This is a genomic window from Maribacter aquimaris, from assembly GCF_014596745.1.
In the GTDB taxonomy this organism is placed as follows: domain Bacteria; phylum Bacteroidota; class Bacteroidia; order Flavobacteriales; family Flavobacteriaceae; genus Maribacter_A; species Maribacter_A aquimaris.
Genome location: NZ_JABTCF010000002.1, coordinates 433,008 through 449,320, shown reverse-complemented (window position 1 = coordinate 449,320; position 16,313 = coordinate 433,008). Strand labels below are relative to the sequence as shown.

General features: G+C 38.3%; 16 protein-coding genes and 1 tRNA gene. 8 read left to right on the top strand and 9 right to left on the bottom strand.

Annotated features, from left to right (window positions below):
• The first annotated feature begins 88 nt into the window (after positions 1–88).
• From HPE56_RS05990 to HPE56_RS05965, 6 genes are all read left to right on the top strand, one after another.
• A complete protein-coding gene (locus tag HPE56_RS05990; protein ID WP_109654910.1) occupies positions 89–1,066 on the top strand; it encodes a M23 family metallopeptidase in 978 nt (325 codons plus the stop codon).
• Positions 1,066–1,395 carry a MerR family transcriptional regulator gene (locus HPE56_RS05985; protein ID WP_109654912.1) on the top strand — a complete coding sequence of 110 codons (330 nt, stop codon included), beginning with the start codon at positions 1,066–1,068 and terminating at the stop codon, positions 1,393–1,395. Before HPE56_RS05990 ends, HPE56_RS05985 begins: the two co-directional genes overlap by 1 nt.
• Positions 1,396–1,417: 22 nt before the next feature.
• Positions 1,418–2,017, top strand: coding sequence for a LemA family protein (locus HPE56_RS05980; protein ID WP_188242855.1), 600 nt, complete (start codon positions 1,418–1,420; stop codon positions 2,015–2,017).
• 9 nt (positions 2,018–2,026) lie between these two features.
• Complete coding sequence (locus tag HPE56_RS05975; RefSeq protein ID WP_188242854.1) at positions 2,027–2,464, top strand: TPM domain-containing protein; 438 nt, start codon at positions 2,027–2,029, stop codon at positions 2,462–2,464.
• Positions 2,445–3,257, top strand: coding sequence for a TPM domain-containing protein (locus tag HPE56_RS05970; RefSeq protein WP_188242853.1), 813 nt, complete (start codon positions 2,445–2,447; stop codon positions 3,255–3,257). Before HPE56_RS05975 ends, HPE56_RS05970 begins: the two co-directional genes overlap by 20 nt.
• A 65-nt stretch (positions 3,258–3,322) precedes the next feature.
• Positions 3,323–3,787, top strand: coding sequence for a hypothetical protein (locus tag HPE56_RS05965; RefSeq protein ID WP_188242852.1), 465 nt, complete (start codon positions 3,323–3,325; stop codon positions 3,785–3,787).
• A gap of 11 nt (positions 3,788–3,798) precedes the next feature.
• On the opposite strand, the gene der is transcribed toward HPE56_RS05965, so the two are convergent.
• Together der and HPE56_RS05955 are read right to left on the bottom strand one after the other, a co-directional pair.
• Positions 3,799–5,103: a ribosome biogenesis GTPase Der gene (gene der / locus HPE56_RS05960; protein ID WP_188242851.1), complete on the bottom strand. Its 1,305-nt coding sequence runs from the start codon at positions 5,101–5,103 to the stop codon at positions 3,799–3,801.
• A gap of 267 nt (positions 5,104–5,370) precedes the next feature.
• Positions 5,371–6,261: a DapH/DapD/GlmU-related protein gene (locus tag HPE56_RS05955; protein WP_188242850.1), complete on the bottom strand. Its 891-nt coding sequence runs from the start codon at positions 6,259–6,261 to the stop codon at positions 5,371–5,373.
• Positions 6,262–6,393: 132 nt separating this feature from the next.
• On the opposite strand from HPE56_RS05955, the gene HPE56_RS05950 reads away from it, so the two are divergent.
• On the top strand, positions 6,394–6,885 hold the full coding sequence (locus HPE56_RS05950; protein WP_188242849.1) for a GTP-binding protein: 492 nt from the start codon (positions 6,394–6,396) through the stop codon (positions 6,883–6,885).
• A gap of 1 nt (position 6,886) precedes the next feature.
• On the opposite strand, the gene era is transcribed toward HPE56_RS05950, so the two are convergent.
• Together era and HPE56_RS05940 are read right to left on the bottom strand one after the other, a co-directional pair.
• Positions 6,887–7,777 (bottom strand): GTPase Era, encoded by an 891-nt coding sequence (era, locus tag HPE56_RS05945; protein ID WP_188242848.1) that lies wholly within the window; start codon positions 7,775–7,777, stop codon positions 6,887–6,889.
• On the bottom strand, positions 7,764–9,128 hold the full coding sequence (locus tag HPE56_RS05940) for an alanine/glycine:cation symporter family protein (protein WP_188242847.1): 1,365 nt from the start codon (positions 9,126–9,128) through the stop codon (positions 7,764–7,766). Before HPE56_RS05940 ends, era begins: the two co-directional genes overlap by 14 nt.
• Before the next feature lie 292 nt (positions 9,129–9,420).
• Between HPE56_RS05940 and HPE56_RS05935 the strand changes: the two genes are divergently transcribed.
• Positions 9,421–9,493: transfer RNA gene (locus HPE56_RS05935), tRNA-Met, on the top strand.
• Between the two features lie 442 nt (positions 9,494–9,935).
• On the opposite strand, the gene HPE56_RS05930 is transcribed toward HPE56_RS05935, so the two are convergent.
• From HPE56_RS05930 to HPE56_RS05910, 5 genes are all read right to left on the bottom strand, one after another.
• Positions 9,936–10,730: a cation transporter gene (locus HPE56_RS05930; protein ID WP_188242846.1), complete on the bottom strand. Its 795-nt coding sequence runs from the start codon at positions 10,728–10,730 to the stop codon at positions 9,936–9,938.
• A 337-nt stretch (positions 10,731–11,067) separates the two neighbouring features.
• A complete protein-coding gene (locus tag HPE56_RS05925) occupies positions 11,068–11,361 on the bottom strand; it encodes a heavy-metal-associated domain-containing protein (RefSeq protein ID WP_317173176.1) in 294 nt (97 codons plus the stop codon).
• 140 nt (positions 11,362–11,501) lie between these two features.
• Positions 11,502–13,274, bottom strand: a complete 1,773-nt coding sequence (locus HPE56_RS05920) for an efflux RND transporter periplasmic adaptor subunit (RefSeq protein ID WP_188242845.1) — start codon at positions 13,272–13,274, stop codon at positions 11,502–11,504.
• A gap of 1 nt (position 13,275) precedes the next feature.
• Entirely contained in the window at positions 13,276–13,755 is a 480-nt protein-coding gene (locus HPE56_RS05915) for a DUF305 domain-containing protein (protein WP_188242844.1), read from the bottom strand.
• Positions 13,756–13,773: 18 nt separating this feature from the next.
• On the bottom strand, positions 13,774–16,275 hold the full coding sequence (locus HPE56_RS05910; protein WP_188242902.1) for a heavy metal translocating P-type ATPase: 2,502 nt from the start codon (positions 16,273–16,275) through the stop codon (positions 13,774–13,776).
• Positions 16,276–16,313 lie beyond the last annotated feature (38 nt).

The window sequence follows — 16,313 nt, the reverse complement described above, 5'->3', positions numbered from 1 at the left end:
TTAATAATTTCAACAAATTGTGCCAAACAATTTTTATATTTGTTTGTTCGCGTTAAACGAAAGCACAAAAATAGGATAAAATCCATTCATGTCTAAAGTAAAGTACTATTACGATCCGGATACACTTTCATACCGAAAGATAGAGCCTAAAAAATCTAGGCGATACCGGAACATTGCATTGTTTTTGCTAGGGTCATTCCTCTTTGGGTTTCTTTCATTGATTCTTTTGTTGAACACCAACTTAATAAACACCCCAAAAGAGCTTTCCTTGCAGCGTGAGGTCAAGAATTACGAACTCCAATTTGAACTTCTCAATAAAAAGATGGAACAGATTGAAGAAGTTCTGGCCAATGTGGAAGAGCGTGACAACAACATCTACAGATTGTATTTTGAGGCAAACCCCATTCCCGAGGAACAGCGCCGTGCCGGCTTTGGTGGTATAAATAGATATAAGTCCCTCGAGGGTTTCAATAACTCGGAAATGGTAATCGCCACAACAAAAAGACTGGACATTATCAAAAAACAACTCGCCATACAATCCAAATCTTTGGACGAAATCACCAAATTGGCCGAGGAAAAAGAAAAACTTTTGGCAGCCATACCGGCGATTCAACCTGTAAACAACGAAGACCTTACCCGAATGGCTTCCGGTTATGGTTGGCGAACCGATCCTTTTACAAAGGCACGGAAGAAACATTGGGGAATGGATTTCACCGCCCCTAAAGGCACACCCATTTATGCTTCGGGAGATGGCACGATCATTAGGGCAGACAACAATTCCTCAGGCTACGGCAAGCATATCCGTATCGATCATGGATATGGATATATAAGTCTGTATGCCCATATGAGCAAATACAACGTAAAGAAAGGACAGAAAGTCAAACGAGGTGACTTAATCGGATTCGTGGGCAACACTGGCCGATCCGAAGGACCACATGTACATTACGAGGTTTGGAAAGACAATGAAAGGATCAATCCCATAAACTTCTATTACGGCAGTTTGACACCCGAGGAATTCACGAACATGTTGAAATTTGCCAATCAAGAAAACCAATCCTTGGATTAATGCATATAGACTTACCCGAAAAACGATATTATGGCATTGGTGAAGTAGCCAAGGCATTTGGGGTGAACACCTCATTAATACGTTTCTGGGAAAAAGAATTTGATGCACTAAAGCCTAAAAAAAATGCAAAAGGCAATCGCAAATTTACCCCACAGGATATAAAAAACCTTCAATTGATCTATCATTTGGTCAAAGAACGGGGCTTTACCCTCGAAGGTGCCAAAACCCATTTAAAGGAAGAAAAACAAAAAACCCTATCAAATTTTGATATTATCCAGAAATTGGAATATGTCAAAAGTGAACTTGTTAAGATAAAAGATCAACTATAAATAACTTCTAACACAGACTATCATGAAAAAATGGTTAATACCTTTAATAATACTCGCTGTAATAGCTTTTGGACTTTACCAATGGGGAGTAGGCTTCAACAATACGGCTATTGAACTCAAAGAAACTTCGACCAAGACCTGGGCTAATGTAGAAAGTTCTTACCAACGTAGAAATGACCTTATAGACAACCTGGTAAAAACCGTTCAGGGCGCTGCAGATTTTGAAAGGGGTACCTTAACAGATGTTATCGAAGCCCGGGCAAAAGCCACTTCAGTATCTATAGACCCAACAAATATTACCCCTGAACAATTGGCCAAATTCAATGAAGTTCAAGGCGGATTAAGTGGCGCACTAAAAAGCCTTTTGGTAACGGTAGAACGGTATCCTGACTTGAAGGCCAACCAAAACTTTCTGGAACTACAATCGCAGTTGGAGGGTACAGAAAATCGGATCAATGTAGCCCGAGATCGCTTTAATGCCACGGTAGAACCCTATAACAAACACATAAAGACCTTCCCAAATTCCCTTTTGGCAGGTTTGTTCAATTTTGAAGAGCTTTCGTACTTCAAATCAGAGGCGGGGGCAGAACAGGCGCCCGATGTAAATTTCGATTTTAAATAGGCCCAGATCATGTCTCGAGTAGAAAACTTTTTAACGGCGGAGGAAGAGCAGGAAATTGTTCAGGCCATTGTCGATGCTGAAAAAAATACTTCCGGGGAAATACGGGTACATATAGAGTCCCATGCAAAAAAGGACCTACTTGATAGGGCCAAGGAAGTATTCCATTCACTGAAAATGGACAACACCAAAGAAGAAAACGGAGTACTGATCTATGTTGCTGTAAACGATAATAAATTTGCTATTTACGGTGATCGGGGCATTGACAAGGTTGTGCCTGAAAATTTCTGGGACACCACTAGGGACACTATTGCATCGCATTTTAAGGACGGAAGGTTCAAACAAGGCCTCATTGAGGGTATATTGAACGCCGGAAAGGAGTTGGAAAGACATTTTCCATGGCAACATGGCGATGTAAATGAACTGAGCAATGAAATATCTAAAAACTAGTATACTTGTATTGTTTCTTTTCTGGGGTTTGGGTTCTTTCGCCCAGTTCCAGATTCCTGATAAACCAAAAGAGGAAACCAGTGTTTACGACTATATTAATCTCTTAAGCGAAGGCCAGAAAAATAGTCTGGAACAAAAGCTTATCCGTTATTCAGACAGCACCTCTACACAAATAGTCGTAGCCATAATAAGTTCTACTGAAGGTGAAGAGATTAATTATCTAGGGGCAAATTGGCTCACCGATTGGGGCATTGGACAAAAGGGCAAAGACAATGGAGTATTAATTATTTTAGCCAAAGACGACCGAAAAATCGGTATCAATACGGGTTATGGTGTTGAAGGTTCCTTGACCGATGCGATGTCCAGAAGGATTATCGAAAATGTTATCATACCCCATTTTAAACAAGACGATTATTATGAAGGTCTGAATAGTGGTAGTGATGCTATTTTTCAAGTTTTAAATGGGGAATTTAATGAGGAACGTTCCTTAAACGACAATACCGGTATTCCATTTGATGCCTTTCTACCCATCATCATTTTTATTGTCATCATGATCATACTTTCCAGTCGCAACCGAAGAAATGGTGGTGGCAAAGGTGGTGGGAGAAAATCCGGACTTGACCTATGGGATGTAATCATCCTAAGTAATATGGGTCGTGGAGGCAGTTCCGGTGGTGGCTTCGGTTCCGGTGGTGGTTTCGGAGGCGGAGGTGGCTTCGGAGGCGGAGGTGGCTTCGGAGGGGGCTTTGGAGGTGGCATGGGTGGCGGAGGTGGCGCTTCCGGTGGCTGGTGATTTAATTGTCTGAAATTACACGCAACCTGTTGCAATTACCCCCATCTTAAAAAGTAAAAAGACATATGCTTTTAAAGAAATTCCGCATCTACGCCATATTTATATTTTTACTATTAAGTTGTGAGGATGATAAAAACGATTGTTCCGCGGTTTTATGTTTGGGCTCCCCTTCGATAGGTATGGAAATTATCGCTGATGGATCCAATGTGTTTTCCGATGGAAACTATTCCTTGGAAGATATTACCATGGAAGGTGAAACGGCCTTGGAAACGAATCTTCACCTTGTATCTGATTTGGATTCCGCCCAAAACCCCATTCTTTTCCTTCAAAATCCTGAATGGGCCGAAGGCAACTATTCATACACATTGCTGATTGGCAATGATACGCGATTTGAATTGAAGGCAACTTTTATTGAATTGGAGGCTGTGAACAGTTCCTGTTGTGGAAATGTTGCTTTTCTACAAAATCTGGAAATTGACGGCACTCCAGCCCAAATGGGCAACGGTATCTTTATTATTTCACTTGACTAAAACTGACTCAACTACTTCTTACGCATAAAGATCATAATCGGCACCCCAGTGAAATCAAAATTCTCCCTTAGTTTATTCTCCAAATATCTTTTGTAAGGTTCACGCACGTACTGTGGTAGGTTACAAAAAAATGCAAATTGCGGATAAGGCGTTGGTAATTGGGTACAGAACTTGATTTTCACAAACTTACCCTTATAGGCAGGCGGTGGATAATTTTCAATGATAGGCAACATAATGTCATTGAATTTACGTGTCGGTATTTTGGCACTTCGGTTATTATACACCTGTACCGCAGTTTCTATCGCCTTGTAGATACGCTGTTTGGTCAGTGCGGAAATAAAAAGAATAGGTACATCGGTAAATGGTTCAATAGCCTTTTTTATCTTTTCGGTATATTGTTTCATGGTGTTGGTTTCCTTGTCTTCCACCAAATCCCATTTATTCACCAAAATCACAATTCCCTTATTATTTCTATGAGCCAGCCAAAATATATTGGCCACCTGACCATCAAAACCCCTAGAGGCATCCAATATCAAAAGACAGACATCACTATGTTCAATGGCACGTACCGACCGCATGACCGAATAAAACTCCAGATCCTCCTTAACCTTTGATTTTCGGCGTATTCCCGCCGTATCTACCAAATTAAACTCGAATCCAAAACGATTGTATTTGGTATCAATACTATCCCGTGTAGTACCGGCAATATCGGTAACGATATACCTTTCTTCCCCTATCAAAGCATTGATAAAGGATGATTTTCCAGCATTGGGCCTACCCACAACGGCAAACCGTGGCAACTCATTTTCCTCCTCTTCATTATCGGGTAATACCTCAACCAAAGCGTCAAGCAGTTCCCCGGTACCACTACCATTTATACTTGATAGCGGATAATACTCCCCTAATCCGAGTCCGTAAAATTCCACTGCATCCTCGGCACGTTTAGCATTATCTACCTTATTTACCGCTAAAAATACGGGTTTATTCGACCGTCGTAATAAAATGGCCACATCCTCATCCATTCCCGTGACTCCACTTTCGACATCAACCATAAAGACCAAGGCATCTGCCTCTTCAATGGCCAATTCTACCTGTTTATCGATTTGTTTCTCAAAGACATCATCACTTCCCAGTACATATCCTCCGGTATCGATCAAGGAAAATTCCTTTCCGTTCCAATCACTCTTACCATAATGCCTATCACGGGTTACCCCACTAACGGCATCAACAATTGCTTCCCTCCTCTGGATCAATCGATTAAAAAAGGTCGATTTCCCAACATTAGGTCTTCCAACAATAGCGACAATAGCACCCATACAACTTTAATTTTGTGCAAAGGTAGTATTATTTAATCTTCAAAAATTCATAAAGAATACCAAATAAGAAGACATCATCCGTAGCAACCCGAATATTTTGACATAAAAACCCGTCGTTGCCCTCCAATTTTACGATTTTCGGAACGCTTTCTATATATATGCTGATATTGGTATCAGTGCTCGGTGTACACAAGGGCCACATAAAGAATCTGCTGCCCTAAACAACAATTTCAAGATGCCCACCAAGGTTCTAGAGAAAGAATAATACTAGAATTCAACCTTGTTGAATTTACCCTCAACGATTGAGAGCTCCTCAACAGATTCAATTTCCCTGACAAACCTTGCAGGATTTCCTACCCAAAGTTCCCCTTCAGGAACATTTTTAGAAACGACACTTCCTGCTCCGATCATTGCGTTTTTACCGATACAAACTCCCCCTAAAATTGTAGAATTGGCCCCAATAGAAGCTCCTTTTTTTATGATAATGCGTTGATATTCTACTGGGTAATTTTTAGATCGAGGGTATTTATCATTGGTGAATGTTACATTTGGACCAATAAAGACATCATCCTCTATTCGCATCCCGTCCCAAAGATACACACCACATTTAACCGTTACATTGTTACCAACGACAACGTTATTTTCAATAAATGTATGGCTGTTAATATTGCAGTTGCTGCCAACCCTAGCATTTTTCAAAATAACACTGAATTGCCAAACTTTGGTTTCATTACCAATACACTCGGACTGAACATCGGCAAGGGGGTGGATAAAAGCTTCTTCCCCACCCTTTTGAATTTCAAGATCTTCTTGCGCAAACATTCTGCCATTACTTACCGAATGATTTCTTCCTAATTCCACGGAAGGTAAATCGGAAGCTATAAAATTGAAATCAGGAATAATCTTCAAGACCCTATCTACAAGGAATTTCTTAGTATTAGCATCCTTTGTAGCTACTATTCCGCCATAAATATTATGCTTATCGATCAAAAAAGGCAAGTCATGTTCACTTCCCAGTATAGGATAACCATTATGCTTCCTACCTTTCTTTTGAAAAGGATCAACATATCCGATAAGATCGTAAACACCCTTATCCTCAACATCATCCAACACTACACTGTGATGTTCCGATGCTCCAATTATTACAATATTTTTCATGCCAAATAGGGGATTTTGGTATTTCATCGATAAAATAAAACACTTTACCGAAATTCAAATATAGAAAAACATTGTACACCACCGCAATGTTTTTCTATTTTTAGTTACATTTCAACATCGATACGAATAGTTATGACCATCCTACCCAATGAAATAGTATTACGTCCAAGGTTTCAACTTCAGTTGCCGCAACCCAAAGAATCGGTTTTAGATGCCTTTGAAAACATAAACCAACCTCCTTTTGTGGTAAAACGAATGGATGACCATGTCTTTATAAAATTCAATAAAGAAAAAGTCCATTTTTGGTCACCACAGTTACATTTGGAAATCAATACTACTGAAGAAGGTGGCAGCAGGCTTTATGGTTTGTTCGGCCCCAACCCTACCCTATGGACCTTTTTCATGTTCTTACATTTTGGGGTAGCCACTATCTTTACCGGATTGGGCATTTGGGCCTATTCAAGTGCTTCTCTGGGTAGGCCAATTCGTCTACAAATTGGCCTTATGGTTTTTATGGTACTCTTGTGGTTTGTACTCTATGCTTTTGGTAGGACAGGAAGAAGCAAGGGAAAGCCTCAAATGCAAGAGCTTCATAATTTCATGAACGAGAGACTTGGGCTGTAGCTTATTTTTTTTGATTATAACCAAAACGTTTTAATTGTCGGGCGTCGCTTCTCCAGTTTTTGTTGACCTTCACATACAACTCAAGATGGATTTGTTTCCCGAAAAACTTTTCCAGGTCCTTACGTGCCTGAACACCTACCCGCTTTAGGGCACTCCCTTTATGGCCAATGATAATACCTTTTTGGGAATCGCGCTCAACCATGATTACCGATCTCATTCGAATGATTTCGGGCTCTTCAAAAAATTCCTCGGTTTCAATCTCAACGGAATATGGAATTTCTTTCTTGTAAAAAAGCAATATTTTTTCACGAATGGTCTCATTTACAAAAAACCGTTCGGGTTTATCGGTAAGTTGATCTTTAGGATAAAATGCCGGTGATTCTGGAAGCAATTCCAAAATTCGCTCAAACACTCCTTTAACGTTGAAGTTATTCAATGCAGAAATTGGATGGATCTCAACCGTTGGCAATTGTTCTTGCCAATACTGTACCTGCTTTTCCAATTCTTCCTGCGTGGAAGCATCTATCTTATTCAATAATAGGAGTACCGGTATTTTACTGTTCTTTATTTTTTCAAAAAACTGCTCATCCTTTAATGCCTGCTCACCAATCTCAACCATATACAATAACACATCGGCATCTTCAAAGGCAGATTTTACAAAATCCATCATAGAAGACTGCAACTCATAGGCTGGTTTGATTATGCCTGGGGTATCTGAGAGTATCATTTGAAAATCATCCCCATTCACTATCCCCAAAATCCGGTGCCGGGTCGTCTGCGCCTTTGAGGTTATTATAGAGAGTTTCTCGCCCACAAAGGCATTCATCAAGGTGGACTTGCCCACATTCGGGTTTCCGATAATATTTACGAATCCTGCTTTATGCTCTGCCATTCTTCAAATTTTTAAAATACTCATTTGCTGCCTTATTCACTTTGGGTGCTAATAATAGTACTGCGATCATATTCGGTATTACCATTAGCGCATAGGATAGATCGATCAGGTTTTTGACCAATTCCAACGACGCAACGGCCGCAAAAACAATCATGATCACAAAGTACCAATTATAGAATCTACCAATTTTTGCATTCGTAAGAAACGATAAACACTTTACACCGTAATACGAATAGGTAAATAACGTTGATAATGCAAAGGCGGTCACAATCAACATCAAGAGGCCATCACCATAACCAAAAAGTGTCTTTTCAAAAGCCGAAAGGGTCATTACAATACCACTTTGGTCTTCCAGATAAGCACCACTAAGGATGATAACCACCGCCGTAAAGGTACAAACCATTATGGTATCTATAAAAGGTCCCAACATTGCGACCAAACCTTCCTTTATAGGATTATCCGTTTTGGATTGGCCATGGTACATTGGCGCACTCCCCAGACCAGCCTCATTGGAGAACATGGCCCTGCGAACACCAATAATCACCAAGCCCCAAAATCCCCCAGTAACCATAGTATCGAAATTCCAGGCTTCTGTAATGATCATTTGGAGTGATGGGATTATTTGGGAAGCATTCATCACCATAACCACGATTACAGCAATCAAATAGACGGCGACCATAAAAGGTACAATGGCTGAGGCTACTTTGGCAATTTTTGTCAAACCACCAAAAATAACCAAAGAGGTAACCAGGGCCAAAACCAAACCTATGGTCCATTTCCAATTAACATCACTCATCCCATATATGGTTCGTGACGGTTCTACCACACTCATAAAAGTCTCTGTAAATTGATTGGCTGTAAACACCCCTAAAAAACCAAATAATCCGCAAATCGCAAAGAAAACGGCCAAGGGTCTTGCTTTTTCCCCTAAACCTTGGGTTATATAGTACATGGGACCTCCCTGCAGATTACCTTGGGCATCGGTCTTTCTAAACATTATTGATAAACTACAGGAATAGAATTTAATGCACATACCGATCAAGGCGGTCATCCAAATCCAAAAAACCACTCCGGGACCACCATCATGAATGGCAATGGCAACCCCTGAAATATTACCCAACCCTACTGTGGCAGCAACCGCTGCCGAAAGTGCCTGAAAGGAACTGACATCACCTTTAGCATTCTTACCATCATATTTACCCATGGTAATGGCTATAGCATGTCCAAAATACCGATAAGGCAATAATTTAGAATAAAAAACAAGAAAGAGTCCGCCAAGTATAAGAAGAATGAACATAGGCCATTCTGTATAGGGCAACATCTTTGCTATAAAATCATTGATAAGGTCCATGGGCTATAAAAATCCGAAGATATGGATTTTTAAGAGGTTTCACCGAAGGGCCGTCTTAAAAAGATTATCGCAACAAGTTTTGATTATACCAAGAAACCGTTGTATATTTGTCGCCCGTTACAAATAGTAGCGCTCTTCTTGTCGGTGTAATGAGCCGAAGTTGCAAAACAAGAAAGGAGAAACCCATATCGCGGGGTAGAGCAGTACCCTTCGACTACGCTCAGGACAGGGTACCTACTTGACCTGGGAATTTTGGGAAACCAGATGCCTTTAATTGGCGTTTGATATACATCGCGGGGTAGAGCAGTAGGTAGCTCGTCGGGCTCATAACCCGAAGGTCGCTGGTTCGAGTCCAGTCCCCGCTACTAGAGAACAAAGGGCTTCCGAAAAATTGGGAGCCTTTTTTTATTTCACCTAGTACAGAATAAGTACAGAATTGCTACTTTTTGTGTAAAAATATTTTATTTATTCCTAATTGATTTTATTTGATTGATTGAACAAAATGGGTTATGAATAATTGATTTAAATTATCCACCAAAAACCTTTTGCATTTTAAGGCATAACTATGTCATCAAAAAAAGAAGATGAATTACGAAAGGAAGCTGGTATGATCCGGGATAATAATTCCCACAATTCAAGGGCGTATCCATGAATATGGAGTATTTCCAAATTGTTGCTATCCTTTATTTGAACTTTTAATTCTATTCTGGTTTGCCGAGAAAGTGTCCTTTCTAAACCCATATTTGGACTTTAGAGAACTGGACCAAGGCTTTTCATTGAACATTTTGAATTAAATAGTATTTCCACTCACTTGCTCAATTTCAATATTCTAAACGCTCCTTGAATTACCAACACAAAAACGATTGTTCCGATAATCAAATCGGGTTTATTGGAACTCAAATAATTTACTAAAATTCCAGCAATTATTACTCCCAAATTGATAATCACGTCATTCGAGGTGAAAATCATACTAGCTTTCATATGTGCCTCTTCTTTACTCTTGGACTTTTGCAAAATGTAAAGACAAATTCCGTTTGCGATAAGTGCAAAAATCGAAACGATAATCATTGTCGAAAAATCGGGAAGTTTCTCGTCTCCGAAAAATCTCCTTAAAACTTCTACAAATCCAATAATCGCAAGTGTTATTTGAAAATATCCAGCAAGTTTGGCAATCCGCTTTTTCTTTATAGCTGTTCCACCAACCGCAAACAAACTAATTCCGTAAACGAAACTGTCTGCAAGCATATCTAAACTGTCGGCAACAAGCCCCATAGATTTTGAGATAATTCCTGTTGTCATTTCTATAATAAAAAAAACAAAATTAATTGCCAGTACAGACCAAAGTAGCTTTTTCTGGTTTGCGTTTTCTTTAAATTCCGTTTGGTCGGTTTGTTCAGTCGAGATTTTTTTCCCTCCTAAATTCAGTTCGATAACTGACTTTTCTATTTGGGCAATTTCTCCGCTGTAAAAAACGGTCAATTTTCGATTCGGAATATCAAAGTCCAAATTCGCAATACCCGGTATTCCGTCCAATTTCATTCGGATTAGGTTTTCCTCCGATGGACAGTCCATTTTGGTAATTTCAAATATGGTCTTTTTCAATTGGTTTGTTGGTTTTTCAGCATTACCTACAACAATTGGACAGCATCATTGATGATGTCCCACTTATGTGTCTAAGTTAATAATCCTTTATTTGAACTTTACTTTAGGTGCTTTGGAAAGTCCATCTTACTCCAAGGACTCTAACTATGAAAATCCCTTTGAATTTTTTCATGAAATTCAATGAACCACCAAAAATTTTCTCATCATCCACTTAAGTGAAAACTAATATATTTATTATAAAAATCTACTCTAAAATTCTAGTACGTTATAGAATAAAAGAGCCCTAAAACGGACTCTACTTATGTGGGTTCTAATGGTTATGAGTTGAATGGTCTTCTCAATTCGTTTCACCAGACTGATTCTGCATCATTTCGTGCTCATATTGACAACAACCTGGCAAACTACTGTAAGCTTCGTTTCCCTCAACATTTTCGGTATCGTATCCTGAAGCTGGTATTGCCTTATGGATTGACATTGCATCTGTTTTGGTACCATCAAAAGAAACATCAATTTTCTTTTTATCAACATTCCAATTGGCTCTTGCTAAGCCATCAACACTATTTGCAGCTTTTTCAATGGCATTTTTACACATCCCACAATTACCCCTTACGCCAAAAGATAAATCTGTCATAGCCATTTCTTTGGATATTACAGTAGTTTTGGTTTTCCATACTGTTTCTTTTTTATTTTGTTTTTACAACATATTATACCTAATACCACTAATATAACTACACTTCTAATTACTTTCTTTATTGTATAAAAATTTAATTATTATTCTAATACTTGTTGTACTTCACCACAGGATACCATTGCTTTACCAAAATATGGATTGATTACTGTTTTTTCTTTACTCAACCAGTATGCACCATGGTTGTTGTCCGCCATTGGACAAAATTCTACATAGACTTTTTCGTTCACTCCGAATAATTGAACCATTTTGATTAAATGTGATGACAGATGTTTGAAATGATCCCGTTGTGTTTTTATATCTGATGCTTTAGAAATAGAAGTTGCAGAAGATTTTATATCTTCTTCTAATGACATCCAATGATTATGAGCCTTATTGTCTAGCAATAATTTCATATCTACATTACTCATATTGTTTAGTAAACTTGATGCATTGACTGAAGTACTTTTTGCATCTTCTTTTACCAAAGCATCTTTTAAATTGATATAATCATTGAAAACAACATTTAATTGTTCCCGAAGTTTCCCTGATACATCCAATCGTTCAAACATATTGGTATGGTCACTTTCTTTTATTGATACATTATTACCCATTCCAAGATGTCCTTCGTGTCCAGTCATTGTTTTTCCACCTTCCTTGTTCATCATTGACTTTTTACCCTTTAATTGTGCAGCTGCATCTATAGTAAAAGTTCCATTGGTAACTATTTCATCGCCATTTTCCAATCCGTTTAGCACTTCGTAATTTTCGCCTATTGAATTACCTAATTCTACTTCTCTCATTTCAAAAACTGGCTCATTCGGGTTACTTTTAATATAAACAACCGAACGCTCTCCTGTCCATAAAATTGCTGTCGACGGAATACTTAACACTTGTTCTTTGGTGGAAGTAGTACCTTCAACTTTACCTTCAACAAACATACCCGGCTTAAAACCGTTGTTCTTGTTATTTAACACCACTCTTAATTTTACGGTTCTGGTTCGTGTATCTAACACAGGGTCAATAAACGAAACTTTACCTTTGAATTCCTTATCGGGATATGCATTGGTTGTGATTGCCACTTCTTGTCCTTTTTTGAATAAATCAATCTGATTTTCATAGACATCGAAATTTGCCCATACCGTGTTTAATTTTGCGATTTTCAATAATGGCTGTCCTTGTTTGATATAATCGCCCTGTTCAACTAATTTTTCTGAGACTGTACCTGAAACCGTAGCATATACAGGAAAGTTTTCTAAAACTTTTACTGATGTTTCAATGTTGTTGATTTGACTTTCTGATAATTTCCAAAGTTTCAATTTGTTTCTTACCGCTTTGTATAATGCAGGTTGTGATTCTTTTAAGGAAACCGCAGTAATCAACTCTTGTTGAGCGGCATATAATTCAGGAGAATAAATGGTGGCCAATAATTGCCCTTTACGAATTTCTTCTCCTGTAAAACTCACATTCAACCTTTCTATCCTTCCAGAAAAATAGCTTACCTGAACAGCATTCGATTCTTCATTTTCAACAATTTTTCCTGATAATTTAATAGTATTATCATTTATTTTTCCATTACCAACTAATGATGTTTGAACATTGGCCAAAGCCATTGCGTTTTCAGTTAGCTTAAATTGATCTGCCAGCAGACCATCCGCACCACTTTCGGCAGGAATTAATTCCATGCCACAAATCGGACAATTCCCTGGTTCTGATTTCATAATCTGTGGATGCATAGAGCAGGTCCACATTTGATTGGTTTCTGCTACTTCGTTATGATTGTGTTCCGTTTTCATATCGGATGAATTACCAAAAATAACCCATCCCATTAGTAGCCCTATGACCAATATTCCTATATATATTGCGTATTTTTTCATACTATTTATTGTTTTCTAATCGTTTTATCATTGCTTTCATTTCTTCAATTTCTTTTCGTTGAGCCTTAATGATATCTTCTGCCAATTGTTTTACTTCTGGGTCTTTTATATCTGCTCTTTCACTTGTCAAAATGGCAATTGAATGATGGGGAATCATTGCCTTCATCCATAGCACGTCTCCAATGATTGGTTTTTGTGTCCTAACGAGAACCAATGCACCAATAAAAAGTACAAGGCTTCCCATAAGAATTGCGATATTCTTCTTTTTGTTTTTATACATTTTCAACATAAAAAGCAACATTATGACTGCCATTGCCGAAATTCCCAAACAGGTCATATAAAACCGTGTTAAGCTAAAATAAACGTGGTCAATCGCATAAGTGTTCAAGTACATCGTGATGTACATTGCTACGAACGAGCCACCTAACATTAAAAAGAATGTCGAGTAATTATTATTTGATTTTTGTTTTGAATTTTCCATACTAATATGATTTTATAGTTAAACTTTGATTGTTCTTAATCTTAATGCATTTGCAATTACCGATACCGAACTAAAACTCATTGCTAAAGCAGCAATCATAGGCGATAATAAAATTCCAAAAAATGGAAATAGAACACCTGCTGCAATAGGTACGCCCAATGTATTATAGACAAGTGCAAAAAAGAGATTTTGCTTTATGTTTCGCATTACAGAATGACTTAAATTTTTAGCCTTAACTATACCGTGTAAATCGCCTTTAACCAAGGTTATCATTGCACTTTCTATGGCAACGTCAGTTCCTGTTCCCATTGCCACTCCTACATCACTTTTCGCTAAAGCTGGGGCATCATTAATGCCATCGCCTGCCATTGCGACTATTTTACCATGTGTCTGTAATTTCTCTACTTCTTTGAGTTTGTCTTCGGGTAGCATACTTGCTTTAAAATCTGCCAAATTAAGTTCAGAAGCCACGGCTTGTGCGGTATTGTGATTGTCTCCTGTAAGCATTATAACATCAATACCTGTGTCTTGAAGTTCTTTTATAGCTTTGGCACTCGTTTTCTTTATTTTATCGCCTATAACAACGTAACCAACAACCGCTTTATCCATCGATAAATAAGAAACTGTTTTACCCTGTTTTTGAAACGATTCTGCTTTTTTCTGCATATCCTCTGAAATTTCTGCATTAGCATATTCCATCATTTTAGGGTTTCCTAAACTTACTTTTTTATCATTTATAAATCCTTCTACGCCCTTTCCAGTAACTGCACTAAATCCATCTGATTTTAAAACTTTGGTATTTTGCTCTTTGCCATGTTTCACGGTTGCTTCGGCAAGTGGATGTTCACTATTAGTATTCAATGAAACGATGTACTGAAGAATTTCACTCTCGTTGTAATTTTTATTAAAAGAACCTACCGTTTCTACGGTTGGTTTTCCTTCGGTAATCGTTCCTGTTTTATCAATGATTAAAGTATCTACCTTGTCCATTTTTTCGAGAGCTTCGGCATTTTTAATCAACACACCATTTTGAGCACCTTTGCCAACACCTACCATCACAGACATTGGTGTTGCCAATCCTAATGCACAAGGGCAAGCAATAATTAAAACGGCAATGGCATTGACCAAAGCATAAACATAAGCTGGTTCTGGGCCCCAAATCGCCCAAATTGCAAACGTAATGAGTGAGATAATAACCACTACTGGTACAAAATAACCCGAAACTTTATCTGCCAAGTTTTGAATGGGTGCTCGGCTACGACTGGCATCATTGACCATATGTATAATTTGGGAAAGTAATGTATCGCTACCCACTTTTTCGGCTTTCATTAAAAAGGATTGATTGCCATTGATAGTACCGCTACTCACTTTATCATCTACAGTTTTATTGACGGGAATAGGTTCTCCGGTAATCATAGATTCATCTATGCTTGTTTCTCCTTCGGTAACAGCACCGTCCACGGGAATTTTATCGCCAGGCTTTACTTTTAGAATATCATTTAGTTCAATTTTGTCTATACTTACTTCAATTTCCTCTCCATTAACAACCTTTATTGCCTTGTTGGGTGCTAACTTCAATAATTCTTTTACTGCGGAATTGGTTTTGCTGTGTGCACGAGCTTCTAAAAGTTGACCCAACAATACAAGTGTTAGAATTACGGTTGCTGCTTCAAAATAAACGTGGACTGCACCAGATTCTGTTTTGAACTGACTTGGAAAAACATCTGGAAAAAGCATACCGACCACGCTAAACAGCCAAGCTACTCCCGCACCAATACCAATGAGTGTGAACATATTGAGATTCCACGTTTTTATACTTTTATAGGCACGTTCAAAAAACATCCACGTTGCGTAAAACACCACGGGAATGGACAATGCAAACTGAATCCAATTCCAATATTTTTGCTCCATTAGGTCGTATAAGGGATTGTTGGCAAGCATTTCGCTCATTGCTATTAAGAAAATTGGCAATGTGAATGCGGTCGCTACCCAAAATTTCTTCAACAGCGTTTTATAGGTTTTTACTTCAGCGGAAAGGTCTGGTTGCATTGGTACTAAATCCATTCCACAGATAGGACACGAACCCGATTCATCTTTTACTATTTCTGGGTGCATTGGACACGTCCATTGTTCTTTTGTTGTAGATGACAGATTTTGTTCTTCGACTAAATCCATACCACAAACAGGGCAATCTCCAGCTTTATCGTAAGTTTTATCGCCTTCGCAATGCATTGGGCAATAAAATGTTCCTGTGCCTTTACCTTTAGGTTTCTTTTCTTTTTTAGTTTCGGAATGATGATGATACTCTCCATTTTTATGGATGCTATACCTTCCACCATCACTTTTTAATGCTTCTTTAAATGTATCTAACGAGATATGGTATTCCATTTCGATAGTAGCTTCCGCCTTTTTTAAATCGACTGATACTTTTGAAACACCTTTCACTTTTGAAAGTGTCTCTTCTACGTGACTGCGACATCCGTTGCAAGTCATTCCGTGTATGTGGTAAGTATGTTTCATTTTCATTTAGTTCATATTAGTTAAGAGTCAACAAAAGT